At 59.7% G+C, this 14629-nt stretch carries 13 protein-coding genes and 2 pseudogenes; 11 read left to right on the forward strand and 4 right to left on the reverse strand.

The genetic code is table 11. The annotated features are described in order from the left end of the window. The 7 genes and pseudogenes from ACTG4B_RS14410 to lpxB all read left to right on the forward strand — a co-directional run. Positions 1–163: pseudogene (locus tag ACTG4B_RS14410) on the forward strand (RIP metalloprotease RseP); the annotation flags it as partial. 96 nt (positions 164–259) lie between these two features. Next, complete coding sequence (gene bamA / locus ACTG4B_RS14415) at positions 260–2557, forward strand: outer membrane protein assembly factor BamA (RefSeq protein WP_439156412.1); 2298 nt, start codon at positions 260–262, stop codon at positions 2555–2557. After that, positions 2557–3078 (forward strand): OmpH family outer membrane protein, encoded by a 522-nt coding sequence (locus ACTG4B_RS14420; RefSeq protein WP_439156400.1) that lies wholly within the window; start codon positions 2557–2559, stop codon positions 3076–3078. Before bamA ends, ACTG4B_RS14420 begins: the two co-directional genes overlap by 1 nt. Before the next feature lie 87 nt (positions 3079–3165). Then, on the forward strand, positions 3166–3627 hold the full coding sequence (gene fabZ, locus ACTG4B_RS14425; protein WP_439156401.1) for a 3-hydroxyacyl-ACP dehydratase FabZ: 462 nt from the start codon (positions 3166–3168) through the stop codon (positions 3625–3627). Next, positions 3624–4409 (forward strand): acyl-ACP--UDP-N-acetylglucosamine O-acyltransferase, encoded by a 786-nt coding sequence (gene lpxA, locus ACTG4B_RS14430; RefSeq protein ID WP_439156402.1) that lies wholly within the window; start codon positions 3624–3626, stop codon positions 4407–4409. Before fabZ ends, lpxA begins: the two co-directional genes overlap by 4 nt. Then, complete coding sequence (locus ACTG4B_RS14435) at positions 4409–5302, forward strand: LpxI family protein (protein WP_439156403.1); 894 nt, start codon at positions 4409–4411, stop codon at positions 5300–5302. The genes lpxA and ACTG4B_RS14435 overlap by 1 nt, the downstream gene beginning before the upstream one ends. Next, positions 5299–6414 carry a lipid-A-disaccharide synthase gene (gene lpxB / locus ACTG4B_RS14440; RefSeq protein ID WP_439156404.1) on the forward strand — a complete coding sequence of 372 codons (1116 nt, stop codon included), beginning with the start codon at positions 5299–5301 and terminating at the stop codon, positions 6412–6414. Before ACTG4B_RS14435 ends, lpxB begins: the two co-directional genes overlap by 4 nt. A gap of 49 nt (positions 6415–6463) precedes the next feature. On the opposite strand, the gene ACTG4B_RS14445 is transcribed toward lpxB, so the two are convergent. Both ACTG4B_RS14445 and ACTG4B_RS14450 read right to left on the reverse strand, forming a co-directional pair. Next, the gene (locus ACTG4B_RS14445; RefSeq protein WP_439156405.1) at positions 6464–7528 is read right to left on the reverse strand and encodes a transporter; all 1065 of its coding nucleotides are present in this window, start codon (positions 7526–7528) and stop codon (positions 6464–6466) included. Between the two features lie 140 nt (positions 7529–7668). Continuing rightward, on the reverse strand, positions 7669–8550 hold the full coding sequence (locus tag ACTG4B_RS14450; RefSeq protein ID WP_439156406.1) for a DMT family transporter: 882 nt from the start codon (positions 8548–8550) through the stop codon (positions 7669–7671). A gap of 86 nt (positions 8551–8636) precedes the next feature. On the opposite strand from ACTG4B_RS14450, the gene ACTG4B_RS14455 reads away from it, so the two are divergent. Beyond that, positions 8637–9248 carry a hypothetical protein gene (locus ACTG4B_RS14455; RefSeq protein WP_439156407.1) on the forward strand — a complete coding sequence of 204 codons (612 nt, stop codon included), beginning with the start codon at positions 8637–8639 and terminating at the stop codon, positions 9246–9248. 4 nt (positions 9249–9252) lie between these two features. On the opposite strand, the gene guaA is transcribed toward ACTG4B_RS14455, so the two are convergent. Next, complete coding sequence (guaA, locus tag ACTG4B_RS14460) at positions 9253–10812, reverse strand: glutamine-hydrolyzing GMP synthase (protein ID WP_439156408.1); 1560 nt, start codon at positions 10810–10812, stop codon at positions 9253–9255. A 151-nt stretch (positions 10813–10963) separates the two neighbouring features. On the opposite strand from guaA, the gene ACTG4B_RS14465 reads away from it, so the two are divergent. Further along, positions 10964–12514: a trimethylamine methyltransferase family protein gene (locus tag ACTG4B_RS14465; RefSeq protein WP_439156409.1), complete on the forward strand. Its 1551-nt coding sequence runs from the start codon at positions 10964–10966 to the stop codon at positions 12512–12514. On the opposite strand, the gene ACTG4B_RS14470 is transcribed toward ACTG4B_RS14465, so the two are convergent. Further along, positions 12507–12803 carry a DUF6477 family protein gene (locus ACTG4B_RS14470; protein WP_439156410.1) on the reverse strand — a complete coding sequence of 99 codons (297 nt, stop codon included), beginning with the start codon at positions 12801–12803 and terminating at the stop codon, positions 12507–12509. The two genes, ACTG4B_RS14465 and ACTG4B_RS14470, sit on opposite strands and share 8 nt — an antisense overlap. Before the next feature lie 249 nt (positions 12804–13052). Here ACTG4B_RS14470 and ACTG4B_RS14475 point away from each other — a divergent pair, with 249 nt between their 5' ends. Further along, entirely contained in the window at positions 13053–14174 is a 1122-nt protein-coding gene (locus tag ACTG4B_RS14475) for a DUF6456 domain-containing protein (RefSeq protein WP_439156411.1), read from the forward strand. 107 nt (positions 14175–14281) lie between these two features. Next, positions 14282–14629 (forward strand): annotated as a pseudogene (locus ACTG4B_RS14480) (lipoyl synthase); the annotation flags it as partial.

Raw genomic sequence — 14629 nt, forward strand, 5'->3', positions numbered from 1 at the left:
CCCGGTTCTGGATGGCGGGCATCTGGTCTTTTATGCGTACGAGGCCGTTGCGCGGCGCAAACCAAGCGAAACGGCGATCCGCGTCTTCATGGTCATGGGCCTGTCGCTGCTCTTGACGTTGATGGCGTTCACCGTGCTGAACGATCTGCTTTTCTGTCCCTGAACGTTCTCTTTTCAGGCGGTGTTTGTCATTTTGACATCCGCGTCCAATGCGGCTACTTCCGATTGCAACTGGGGTGCGAACAATCGGGCGATCATGATGCAAAATCTGGCGGGGCGCGCTTTGGCGCAAAATGTGGCTGCAGCGGCAAGGCGGCTTGGGCTGGTGTTGCTATTGGCCGTGTTCAGCACGACAGCGACGGCGCAAAGCTTCAGCTTTTCGAGCTTTGTGATCGAAGGCAATCAGCGGGTTGCCGATGGCACGATACTGACATTTGCCGGACTTGACGCTGGCCAGACGCTGACCGCTGCCGAACTGAACGAGGCGGTGCAGCGGATTCGTGAATCCGGCCTGTTCGAAAGCGTGACCGTAACCCCGCGCGGCGGCACGCTGGTGATTGATGTTGTCGAGTTTCCGACCATCAACCGCATCAATATCGAAGGCAACGCGCGGATCCGCGACGCGCAACTTCTGACGCTGGTCGAATCGCAGCCACGCCGGGTTTACAGCCCCGCGCAGGCCGAACGTGATACCGTCGCGATTACGCAGGCCTACGCCCAGCAGGGCCGGATCAACGCCACCGTGACACCGCGCATCATCCGCCGCAGTGATAACCGGGTCGATCTTGTGTTCGAGGTCGTCGAGGCCGGCGTGACGGAGATCGAACGCATCTCATTTCTTGGCAACCGTACCTATTCAGAAGGCCGCTTGCGCCGCGTGCTGGATACCAAACAGGCCGGTCTGCTGCGCGCCATCATTTCCCGCGATACCTATTCGCCCGACCGGATCGCGCAAGATCGCGAATTGCTGACCGATTTTTACCGGTCGCGCGGCTATGTCGACATGGTCGTGCAGAACGTCGATGTGGCCCTGACCCGCGAACGTGACGCCTATCTTGTGACGTTCAACCTGCGCGAAGGCCAGAGGTTCAGCTTTGGCAATGTCACCGTGATCAGCGAAATTCCAGGGCTTGATCCGGTCGCATTTCAGGATGCGGTGCGCGTGCGCGCCGGTGCGACCTATTCACCCGTGCCAATCGAAACCGATATCACGCGTCTGGAACGTCTTGCGCTGCAAAAGGGGCTGAATTTCGTACGGGTTGAACCGCGCATCACGCGCGATGATCGTGCGCTGGCGCTGAACCTGACGTATGCGCTTGTGCCCGGCCCGCGTGTCTTTGTGGAACGGATCAACATTCGCGGGAACGGCACCACGCTTGACCGGGTGATCCGCAACCAGATCCGCGTGGTCGAAGGCGACCCGTTCAACCCGCGTGAAATCCGGGAAAGCGCAAGGCGGATTCGTGCATTGGGGTTCTTTGCGAATTCCAATGTCGATACACGTCAAGGCAGCGCTCCCAATCAGGTCATCATCGATGTCGACGTGGTGGAAGGGCCGACAGGAACCCTGACGTTTGGAGCAAACTACAACAGTGATACCGGCGTCGGTCTGATCGCCTCTTATAGCCAGAGCAATTTTCAGGGCCGCGGTCAGCGGCTGAGCCTTGATGTATCGACTGCTGAAAGCAACCAGCGTCTGGGATTCAGTTTTAGCGAACCGCAATTACTGGGCCGTGACCTGCGTCTTGGTGTCGATCTGTCCTATCGGATCACCGACAATGAAAACGCCAGTTATGACACAGAGACTTTCCGCTTCAGCCCCGCGCTTAGCTTTCCGATCAGTGAAAACGGGCGGTTCACGGTCTTTACTGCTTATGAAAGCGCCGATCTGTTTGATCCCACAACCACCAGCACGATCATCCAGGGAGAGGTCGCCGTAGGGCGCGTTGCGACCACATCGCTGGGCTATAGTTACAGTTTCGATACGCGCCGCACGGGGTTGAACCCGAACGCGGGCATTCTGCTGCGGTTTGGTCAGGAGTTTGGTTTTGGGGATGCGCAATTCATCAAGACGACCGCGCTGGCCGGCGCAGAGGCGCGTATTCTGAACGAAGAAGTTACCCTTCGGGCGACGATCGAAGGCGGCTATCTGAGCTATGAAAAAGGCGCCAGCCGCGTGACGGACCGGTTTTTTCTGGGCAGTCGCCTGATGCGCGGTTTTGAACCCGGCGGAATCGGCCCGCGCGATGATGCAACTGACGATGCGCTGGGGGGCAATGCCTTTGCCGTGGCGCGGCTCGAGGCGGAATTTCCGCTTGGCTTGCCCAGCGAATACGGCATCACCGGCGGTGTGTTCGTCGATTACGGGTCGGTCTGGGACGCGGGCTATGATGCGGGCGTGATCTATGACGACTTCATAGGTCGTTCGGTCGTCGGCGCCTCGATCTTCTGGACGACCCCGATCGGGCCTTTGCGGTTCAACTTTACCGAACCGCTCGACGTGCAGGACCGGGACAGGCCAAAATCGTTTGACGTGACAATCTCGACCAGTTTCTGATGATTGTTTTGCGTGGCTTTTTGGTCTGGCTGCTGCTGGCGTTTCCTGCGGGGGCACAGCAGCTGTCGCCGCAGGTGTTGATCGTGGACACGGACCGGCTGTTCGTCGAAACGCTTTATGGGCGGCAGATCGCCGCCGATCTTGCGGCACAGGCGGCGGCAGTGCAGGCGGAAAATGACCGGATCGTTCAGGAACTGACCGAGGAGGAACGCAGCCTGACACTGCGCCGCTCCGAGATGACGCCAGAGGCTTTTCGGATCGCGGCCGAAGCCTTTGACGCCAAGGTGCAGGATGTGCGCCGCGTGCGGGACGCCAAGAACCTTGAACTCCAACAGGCCAGCGTTGAACGGCGCGCCCGCTTTGAAGAAAGGGTGCAGGGAATCGTTGCGAATATCATGCTGGAACGCGGGGCCGCGATGGTGCTGGAACAGCGCATGGTGATCCTTTCGGTCCGTGCGGCCAATATTACCGACGCCGCGATTGCCCGGATTGATACGGAACTGGGCAACGGTACCGAGTAGCGCGCGCTTGCCCGCCACCGCTTGCCTTGCTAGTCAGAACGGGCGCGGTTTGGTGTGCCGCCAAGAAAAACAAGGAGCTGCCCTGACATGACCGATCCTGTGACCGTTGCTGACATCCAGCTGATCCAGAAAATCCTGCCACATCGCTATCCTTTCCTGCTTGTGGACAAGGTTCACAGCATCAATGGCACCACGTCTGCGGTGGGGATCAAGAACGTCACCATGAACGAGCCGCATTTTCAGGGCCATTTCCCGGGCAATCCCATCATGCCCGGCGTGACCATCGTCGAGGCGATGGCGCAGACCACAGCCGTGATGGTCGGGGCGTCGCTTGGCCTGACCGAAGGCAATTTGCTGGTGTATTTCATGGCCATCGACGGGTGCAAGTTCCGCCGCAAGGTGGTGCCCGGTGATGTGCTGGAAATGAAGGTTGAAACGACGCGTGGCAAACCCGGCGGCAAGGTCTGGCGCTTTAAAGGGGTTGCCACGGTGGATGGTGAAATGGCCGCCGAGGCCGAATTTACCGCGATGATGGACTTGCAGGGGTGACGGCGGATATTCATCCCTCTGCCGTGATCGCCGAAGGCGCGGTGATTGGCGATGGGTGCAAGATCGGCCCCTTTTGCCTGGTCGGGTCCGAGGTCGTGTTGGGCGACAACGTGATCCTGAAAAGCCACGTCGTGATTGATGGCGACACGCATATCGGCCCAAAGACCGAAGTGTTCCCATTTGCGGTCATCGGGGAAATTCCGCAGGATTTGAAGTTCGGTGGCGAAAAGACCCGGCTGCGCATCGGGGCCCGCAACCGTATCCGTGAACATGTCACGATGAACACCGGAACCGCCGGCGGCGGGGCCGAAACCCGCGTGGGCGACGACGGGCTGTTCATGGCAGGATGCCATATTGCCCATGACGTGCAGGTGGGGAACCGGGTGATTGTCGTAAATTCCACGGCTGTCGCCGGACATTGCGTGATCGAGGATGATGTGATCATTGGCGGGCTGTGTGGCGTGCATCAATGGGTGCGGATCGGGCAGGGGGCCATCATCGGTGCTTTGTCAATGGTGACCAAGGATGTGGTCCCGCATGGGTTGGTGCAGGGGCCACGCGCGGTGTTGGACGGGCTTAATCTGGTCGGACTTAAACGCAAGGGCGTTGACCGTGCCGACATCACCGCATTACGTGCGGCGTTTCAGATGCTGCGCGACGGCGAAGGAACATTTCAGGTCCGTGCCCAGCGTTTGGCCGAAGAAAGTGAAAGTGACTACGTTCAGCAAATGGTCGGCTTTATCCTTGGTGACACCGACCGCAATTTCCTGACGCCCGGCTGATGCTTGCGCTGATCGCAGGCACCGGTGATCTGCCAGGGGAACTGATAAAGCGTTTACCCGAACGCCCGCTGGTTTGTGCGATGCGCGGTTTTACACCGGCGATTGATCCTGATCTGACCTTTCGGATCGAACATCTGGGCAGTTTCCTGACGGATCTGCGCAATCGGGGTGTGACGCACATCTGCATGGCTGGGGCGGTGCGCCGTCCGCCCGTGGATCCGGCGTTGATTGATGCCGCCACCGCCCCGCTTGTTCCGCGACTGCAATTGGCCTTGACCCAAGGTGACGACGCCGCGTTGCGGGTGATCATCGGTATCATGGAAGAGACCGGGTTTACGGTTCTTGCAGCCCATGACGTGGCACCCGATCTGTTGCCCGGGGCAGGTGTGCTGACCCGCGCCCGGCCAAGCCAACATCATGCAACCGACGCTATGGTGGGGGAATCTTGTGTCGCGCAGATGGGGGTGGCCGATGCGGGGCAGGCCTGTGTGATCCGCAGGGGTGACGTCATCGCGCGCGAAACAGCACAAGGCACCGACGCGATGTTGCGGGCCGTGTCGATGCCAGGTGGGCAGGCGACGATGGCGGCTGATCCGCTGGGCGGTGTTTTTGGATCCGCGATGGATTGGGTGGTTGATCTGGTCGGTGGCCCGGTCCAGCCGAAGGCTGAGACGGGCGGCGCGATCCTGTTCAAGGCACCCAAACCCCAGCAGGACCGCCGCGCCGATCTGCCGCTGATCGGGCCGGCCACGGCGCGTGCGTCGGCAGATGCAGGTATGGCGGGGATCGTGATCGAAGCGGGTGGCGTGATGGTCTTGGACCTTGCGCAAGTGCTTTCCATTCTGGACGACCACGGCCTGTTTCTGTGGGTGCGGCCACGGGGCGATACATGAGGGTTTTTGTGATCGCGGGCGAGGCATCGGGCGATAAGCTGGGTGCCGCCTTGATGGCGGGGCTGCGGCAGTTGCGGCCGGATGTGTCATTCGACGGTGTGGGCGGCCCCCTGATGCAGGCACAAGGGCTGGTCAGCCGCTTTGCGATGGATGAACTCAGCGTTATGGGGCTGGCTGAAATCCTGCCGAAATATCGCGCTCTCAAGGCGCGCATCAGGCAGATGGCAGATGCGGTTCTGGACACACGGCCCGATGTGTTGATCACGATCGACAGCCCCGATTTCTGCCTGCGCGTGGCCAGACGGGTCAAGGCGCACAGCAATATCCGCACGGTGCATTACGTGGCCCCCACAGTCTGGGCGTGGCGCCCCGGGCGGGCGGCGAAAATGGCGCGCCATATCGACCATGTGCTGGCCTTGTTTCCGTTCGAGCCGCCATACATGCAGGCCGCCGGAATGGATTGCGATTTTGTCGGACATCCTGTCGTGTCTGACCCCGTGGCATCACCGGATGCCGCTGCCGCCATTGGCGAAGGCACGGTCGTTCTGGTCCTGCCCGGCAGCCGCAAGGGCGAGGTAGGCCGCCTGGCCGATCGTTTTGGCGAAGCAGTGGGCCTGATTGCCGCATCCGTGCAGGATGCGCGGTTTGTGATCCCGACAACCGGTGGCGTGCACGATCTGGTGCGCGAAAAGGTGGCAGATTGGCCCGTGCCGGTCACGGTCCTGCCGCCCGGATCAGCGGACAAGGCGGCGTGGTTCAAACGGGCGGATGTTGCGCTTGCGGCATCTGGCACCGTGTCGCTGGAACTGGCAGCAAACGGCACGCCGATGGTGATCGCCTATGACATGGCCCCGCTTAGCCGGGTCATCATCAGCCGTATGTTGCGGATTGACACGGTGACGCTGGTTAATCTGGTCAGCGACACGCGCGTGGTGCCGGAATTCATCGGCAAGGCCTGCCAGCCGGGGCCGATTGCTGATGCCGTGCTGGATGTGCTGGCACACCCTGACGCGCAAAACGCCGCCATGGCACTGACAATGGCGCGTCTGGGACAGGGCGGCGAAGCACCGGGCCTGCGCGCCGCGCGCGCGGTGCTGGCCCGGATGGAATGAAAAAGGCCCCGCATTGAAATGCGGGGCCTGATGGTGTCATCTGGTATTTTCAGTAGGTATATGCGACCTTCAGACCAATAGCGGTAGCGGTATTGTCCTGAAAAGTGGCAAAGCTTGTTTCCGCATCACCGATGAGGATATAGCGCACACCGCCCGAAATCTCGACACCGTTGTCCAATGTATAGGCTCCGCCCAACGAAACGCTGGAATTCCCATCAGTGGGCGCAAGGTTGCTTGCCACGCCGCCGTTGGATTTTTCGTATCCGACAGAGACCGAGCCGGCGAACACGTCAGAGAAACGCCGACCGACACCGAGGTTATAGGTGAAGGTGTCGTTGTCATATCCGACGATTGGGTTGAGGGGATAGTCGAAGCTGTTGATCTGGGTCTTGGTCCATTCAACCCATCTTACGGAGCCGAAAAGAAGCGTATCTGCGGCAACACCCGTCTGAAAGTCGAGGTTCACGCTTTGCGGGATCTCATATTCCGTGTCCGGCACGGATGCACCACCGACGGTCGTCGCGTGGGTGATATCCATCGCGGATGTGTAGGTCAACGCCAGGCGAAGCGCAATTTCAGGCCGCTCGTATGCGCCGCCGACGACGTATGCGAACTGTGTGTCGCTGTCGTAAGATGCGTCATAAGGGGTGCCACCTAGGACAACAAGCGCGTCCGCATCGATCGTCACGGCGCGAAGCCCACCATGCACGCTGAAGTTTTCGTCGAACTTGTAGCGTCCCAAGACGGTAATACCCGTGCTGCGGACCTCTGCCTGGGTTCCTTCTGCAGGATACGCCAAATCGGCTTCATCAAAAGCGACGTTTGCGCCATAGGGCTGATCGATGATCAGCGCATAGGACAACTGCTCATTCAGATCGCGTTTGACCGCAGCGCTGAATTGGCTGTAATCGACCCCGATGTTGCCGCTGCCGATACTGGGCGCAGTTGTCACCGCGCCAGACAGTTCCGGAATGACGTAGCCAAAGCTCAGTTCGACATATGTGCCATCCTCGAACAATGCGCTGACGCTCTGGCCAGAACGGTCAAGTCCCCCTGCAGTTGCAATTGTTGTCGTCAGCAGCAGGGCTGCCCCTGCTGTTGTTACGTGTTTCATGTCCTCATCCCTACCATGAACAATTCGTGTGCTGTCACCGTAGGTTTTGCCTAAGGATTACGTCAATTATTGACGCTACGTCAGTATGCGGGTTGCGCCGTGGCGTCACAAAATTGTCATTCTCGCCCTTGGCCCGGGACCTATCCGGCCGATTTCACGCGCCAGCGTTTTGGCACCGACTGGGTAATGTTGATATAATTCGCCACGAAAATCACTGCGGCGCCGACAAAGACCAATACTTGCAGGGGTTCATCGTAAACCAACATGCCGATAACGGCGATTGTTGGCAGTCGTGCAAAATCCATCGGCATGACAATGCTGGCCGGCGCAAGCCCAAGTGCTGTTGTCAGGCAGAAATGCGCCAGCAGGCCCGCGCAGCCAATCAGAATCACCCATGGGAGTGAAGTCATTGAAGGCAGGGCAATATCCCCGTCAAACCCCGCACAGATCAGACCGAAAACAGCTTGCATCGTTGTCAGATAGATCAGAATTGTCGTAATGCTTTCCGTGCGGGTCAGCTTGCGCGTGAAAATCGCGCTGAGCGCAAAGAATACCGCGCATCCTGCCGCAGCCAGAAGCCCCGGACTAAGGTTGTCCGGGTCAGGTCGCGCAACAATCAGAATGCCGACAAAGCCCAGCACAGCGGCGATCATCCCTGTCCGCGTCAGGCGTTCCCCCAACAGCAATGGCGACAGCAGGATCACCCACACCGGCGTTGTGAATTCCAATGCAAAGACTTGCGCCAGCGGGATTGCGGAAATGGCGAAGAACCACAGGTTCTGGCCGGCAAAATGGCAGATGTTACGGATGAAATGCAGGCCAAGGCGCCGGCGTCCGACCTGGCCCCATGTTCCCGCCATGATTGCGACGCCCGCCACGATGACGATCCCTGTCAAGCTGCGGTAGAGCATGATTTCGAACGTATCGAGTTCCAGGCTGACGGCACGGCCCGCGACCGCCATCGTCGTAAATGATGCGATGGCGCCGATCATCCAGAAGGCTGCTTTGATGTTCGTATTCATATAGTGATCTGTCACCGTCGCGGCCCGATTTGCAAGTGCTGCTTTTCGGCCTAGGTGACGCTGTGAAGTGTTGGAGAGGAGCCTGCATGCGGTGGTGTATCTGTGCAATGGTCGCGCTGATGACGCCTGCTGTTGCCGATCCGGTTGATGATGTGGCGCGCGCGGCGCATGCTGCATTCGACGGGATGCCATCCGTGGCCCGTGTCGAAACGATTGACGGGATCTGCGGTGCAGATGGCGCGGTGAACGATCAGGTTGTTTATTGCACCTCGCAAAACAGGATATTTGTCACCCCCGCCGCCGCCCGCCTGCCGCAGGCGGCCTATCTGGTCGGTCACGCCTTTGGGCATGCGGTGCAGGTGCAGCACGGGGTGGCGGATACCGCACTTGCGCAGATCAGATCACGCCGGGATGAGGAACAGATGCTGCGCGGGCTGGTCGAACGGCAGGTGGATTGCATGGCCGGATTTCTGATGGCGCGCGCGGGTCTGTCGCCGTCGAGGCTGACTGACTGGTTTGGTCGTGATCCCCTTGCAGACGCACATTGGGGCCGTGATCCCTTGCGGATCGGACCGCGTGTCAGTGTGACACTGGACGCCCGCGACGCTTGGTTCCAACGCGGGCAGGGCGGTGATCTGGCCGCATGTGCTGCGGGGGAATTCGGGGCGGAATTGTTGTTGGAGGCGTTAAAACGCTAGGAGGTCATTCCCACTCGATCGTTCCGGGAGGTTTGGAGGTGATGTCATAGGTCACGCGGTTGATCCCCTGCACTTCGTTGATGATCCGGGTTGCCGTTTCACCCAGGAACTCATGGCTGAACGGATAATAATCCGCTGTCATCCCGTCCACCGACGTTACCGCCCGCAAGGCGCAGGCGAAATCATACGTGCGCCCGTCACCCATCACGCCGACGGTACGTACTGGCAGGATCGCGACAAAGGCTTGCCAGATGTCGTCATACAGCCCGTGTTTGCGGATCTGGTCGATATAGACAGCATCGGCCTTGCGCAAGATATCCAGCTTTTCGCGGGTAATCTCGCCGGGGCAACGGATGGCAAGACCGGGGCCGGGAAAGGGGTGGCGCCCGATGAAACTGGGCGGCAGACCAAGTTCGGCACCCAGTGCGCGCACTTCGTCCTTGAACAATTCGCGCAGGGGCTCGACCAGTTTCAGGCCCATCTTTTCGGGCAGGCCGCCGACATTGTGGTGGCTTTTGATCGTGACTGACGGGCCACCTGAAAACGACACGGATTCGATCACATCGGGATAGAGCGTGCCTTGCGCCAGAAATTCCGCGCCTTCGATGCCGTTGGCATATTTCTGGAAAACGTCGATGAACAGGCGGCCAATGATTTTTCGCTTTGTTTCCGGGTCGCTTACGCCGTCAAGCTCACCCAGGAACAACTCTTGCTCGTCCGCATGAATCAGCGGCATGTTATAATGGTCGCGGAACATGGTCACGACCTCTTCGGCCTCGCCCAGCCGCAGCAGCCCGTGATCGACGAAAACGCAGGTGAGTTGGTCGCCGATCGCCTCGTGGATCAGCACCGCTGCGACGGAACTGTCCACACCGCCAGACAGACCGCAAATCACCTGCCGGTCACCGACCTGTTCGCGGATCAGCCGGATCGCTTCTTCGCGGTAGGCGCCCATGGTCCAGTCGCCGGTAAAGCCCGCGATGCGGACGAAGTTTTCATATAGCTTTGCACCGTTCGGGGTGTGGTGAACTTCGGGGTGGAATTGCACTGCGTAGAAGTTGCGCGCCACGTCCGCCGTAACGGCAAAGGGCGCGTTGGGTGATGTGCCGTAAACTGCGAAACCCGGTGCAATTTCAGAAACATGGTCGCCATGGCTCATCCAGACTTGTTCGCGGTCGGTCAGGAACCAACCGTCCAGCAACGCCAGCTTGCCCACCGGGGTCACATAGGCGCGGCCGAATTCCGCCGTGCCATGCCCGCGTTCCACCTTGCCGCCCAGTTGGGCCATCATGGTTTGCTGGCCATAGCAGATGCCCAGCACCGGCACGCCAAGTTCGAACACCCGTTGAGGCGCGCGCGGCGATCCGGGGCGCGTCACGCTGTCGGGGCCGCCCGACAGGATCACGGCCTTGGGCGCGAATTCGCGCAGAAAGTCATCGGTGACGTTCTGATAGGGGTGAATTTCGCAAAAGACATTCAGTTCGCGCAGGCGGCGCGCGATCAGCTGGGTAACCTGGCTGCCGAAGTCGATGATAAGAAGGCGTTCATGGGATGTGACTGTCATGCTGTCTGATAGAATTGCGCCGCATCAGTTGCAAGACCCCGCAAGCGATGCAGCGATGTCGTTTTCGCGCCGGATACGGCGCAAAAGCATCAGGACGATGATGCAGGTGCGGTTATCAGTAGCCCCAAATCACGCAGCAAGGGGATCAGCCATGTCCGAAGCACCAGTAACAACAGGCCGTCGTGCGCGTGGTGGCGGCGGTGCGGCGCGCCGGGCCGAACGCACGGCAGTCAGTGTCGAAACCGCGAAATATATCGCGCGCAATATCCCCAACTACGAGGTGCTGACCGAAGAGGCGCTGGATGTGATCGAGGCGAACGCCGAAACCGTTCTGGCCGAGATCGGCGTGAATTTCGTTGAAAACCCCGAAGCCCTGGAACGCTGGCGGCAGGCCGGTGCGCATGTGGATGGCGAACGCGTGCGGATTCCGCGCGGTTTGGCGCGCAAGCTGTGCAGCACAGCACCGTCGCAATTCACCCAGCACGCCCGCAATCCCGATCGAAATGTGGTGATTGGCGGCAAGAACCTTGTGCTGGCGCCCGTCTATGGCCCGCCGTTCGTGCGCGACGCCGAGGGCGGGCGGCGCTATGCCACGATGGCCGATTTCGAAAAATTCGTGAAGCTGGGCTATATGTCCAAATGGCTGCATCATTCCGGTGGCACGGTCTGCGAACCCACCGATGTGCCGGTCAACAAGCGGCATCTGGATATGTTGCTGACCCACATGATTTACTCTGACAAACCCTTCATGGGGTCAGTGACCGAGCCCAGCCGCGCGCAGGATTCGGTTGAGATGTGCGAGATTTTGTTCGGCAAGGACTTCGTGCAGGAAAACACCGTCATGACGTCGCTGATCAACATCAACTCGCCCCTGACATTTGATAACGTCATGATGGGCGCGCTGGAAGTATTTGCGAAAAACAATCAAGCCTCGATCATCAGCCCCTTTATCGTCGGCGGGGCGATGGCACCCGTGTCTGTTGCGGGCACACTGACACAGGTTTTGGCAGAGGTTCTGGCCGGTGTGGCCTATTCCCAGATTGTGCGCCCCGGTTCGCCTGTGATCATGGGGACATTCGTGGCCTCGATCGACATGAATTCGGGCGCGCCGACTTTTGGCACGCCAGAGGCTGCGCATATCACCTATGGCGCGGGCCAGCTGGCACGCCGTCTGGGGTTGCCGTATCGCTCGGCGGGGTCGTTCTGCGGGTCCAAACTGCCCGATGCGCAGGCCGCATACGAGACATCAAACAGCCTGCAAATGGGGCTGTTGTCGGGGGTCAATTTCATGCTGCATGCTTGCGGCTGGCTGGAAGGCGGGCTGGTTGCCAGTTTCGAAAAGTTTGTCATGGATGCCGATCAGTTGGGCACCTTGCATCACTTTGCCCGCGGTGTGGACATTTCCGAAAACGCACAAGCCATGGACGCCATCGCCGAGGTCGGACCCGGCGGGCATTATCTGGGCTGCGCGCATACGCAGGCCAATTTCAAGACGGCCTTCTGGCGCTCTGACCTGTTCGATTACAAACCATTTGAAACATGGGATGAAGAAGGCGCACGCGACACCCAGAAGCTGGCGACGATCCGGGTGCAAAAGCTGCTGGATACTTATCAGCAGCCCGCGCTTGACCCCGAAATCGAAGGCCGTCTGCGCACCTATGTGGCCGAAAAAAAGGCCAGCATGCCCGACGCCTTTACATAAGGCGCAGCCGGCTTGCCTGCATGATCCGCGCTTCACCGGCGATGGCGATCAGCAATTCAACGTGGCGTGCAGCGGAATAGCTGCCGTCGCGTGATTTGCGGCGATATTCTGCATCCTGCTCCAGATCCAGAAGGCGCATCACGGCCTCGGCCGATCGGGGCAGGGGGTCTGCTTGCAGGATCCGGCGGAGATGAATGTCGCGCCGGTATTCATCAACCCCAAAACGGGCGGCGCGGGCCAGCAATGCCGGCCGTTTGAGTGTGGTGATTCGTGTCTGTAGATCCTGCATCTGTCATGGCTCCTGGCTTTTGGTTGAGTCGCCAAAGAATGACACACGCAAGGCGGGCGTTGCGGAAACACCATTAGTTAAGAACGCATCGGTCAGATTTGTTTATCTTTTCGAAAGAATAGTTGACGGGCAAAACACGCCATTAACCAATAAGTAACGAAGCACGCCTAGGTTGAGTATTTGATGTGTCAGCGCTGCTGACGAACCTTCCTATGCGTGTCGGGACTTCTGGGTAGGAGGACGAATGACATGACCCTGCAATCAAGGCCTGAGAGAGCCGCCCGTCTCCCGCACTGGGTGCCTGACGCGGCGCGTCATTATCTTGTGCATACAGAGACGGGGCTTTCGATCAGGGCGCTTGCACGGGCAAGCGATTGTCATCCGTCAACGGTCTTGCGGCAGGTGCGCCGCTTTGAAGGCCGACGTGACGATCCGCTGATTGATGCGGCGCTGACGTCACTTTCTACCCGGGTCTCGGTCCATGATATTGACCAGAAAAGGGAAGTTCAGACAATGAATATTGTGCATGCGGACACCACACCACAGCAGGCCGCAGGGCTGACACAGGCGCGGATCGACCAGGAGGCCAAGTGCATCTTGCGGCGCCTGTGCGAACAGGGGGCTGTTCTGGCTGTGGGGCGCGAAATGGAAACGGCCGTGGTTGTGCGTGACACCGATACGGGTGATCAATTGCGCACTGCGGTGGTCGATCGGGAAATCGCACAGGCGATGGCACTGAAAGACTGGATCGGTTGCCCGCGCCCGGATGCACGTGTCGCGCGGTATTTCATCACGAACAACGGGCGGGCTGCGCTGCGCCGGTTGACCGCCGAGGATGAAAACCGTGCCAATGGTTTTGGCGAACGGCGTGCGCGCAACGATGACGACGCGACATGGGATATTGTCACGATCGAAGGATTGGCACGCGGCAATCCGCGCTATCATGCCACCGAAAGCCCGCTGGTCGGTCTGGCCCGTCGCAAGGATCGGAATGGCGAACCGTTTCTGAAACGCGGATTGGTGACGGCAGGCGAACGTCTGCGCGAGGATTTCGAATTGGCGCAGGTGGGCATGGACGCCATCGAAAGCTGGGATGTGTTCATGGCCGCCGGACCCGCGACACCCTTGTCGGATGCACCCACTGCCGCTGTATCGGCACGGGCCCGGTTGCACGCAGCGCTTGCGGAACTTGGTCCGGGACTGGGTGATGTGGTGCTGCGGTGCTGCTGTTTTCTGGAAGGTCTGGAGCAGACCGAGAAAAAAATGGGATGGTCGGCGCGTTCTGGAAAGATCGTCCTGCGGATCGCTTTGCAGCGGCTGGACCAACATTTTCAAGAAACACAGGGCAAATACGGGCCATTGATTGGCTGACCACCTTCCCATGCACGTGGCGCAGTGCCGACATGCGGTCCGCCGGTGGCGTTGGACAATGGTCCCTGTGGGGGCTAGGTATTGATCAAGACGGAACGGAGCCGGTTATGCCAACACGCGATTTGAAAATTCCTGCCCAGCGCCACCCTGAGAAACAGCGGCGGCCAGACAGCGCGCAGCCCAAGAAACCAGACTGGATCAGGGTCAAGGCCCCCACATCGGATGGTTACAAGGCAACGCGCGATATCATGCGCGAACATAAGCTGGTGACTGTTTGCGAAGAGGCGGGTTGTCCCAATGTCGGCGAATGCTGGTCGCAAGGGCACGCCACAATGATGATCATGGGCGAGGTTTGCACCCGCGCCTGCACCTTCTGCAACATCGCGACGGGCAAACCGCCCGAGGCATTGGACGTGTTCGAACCGGGCCGTGTGGCTGACGCGGTCAAGAAACTG

Source organism: Yoonia sp., from assembly GCF_965660735.1.
Lineage (GTDB): Bacteria > Pseudomonadota > Alphaproteobacteria > Rhodobacterales > Rhodobacteraceae > Yoonia.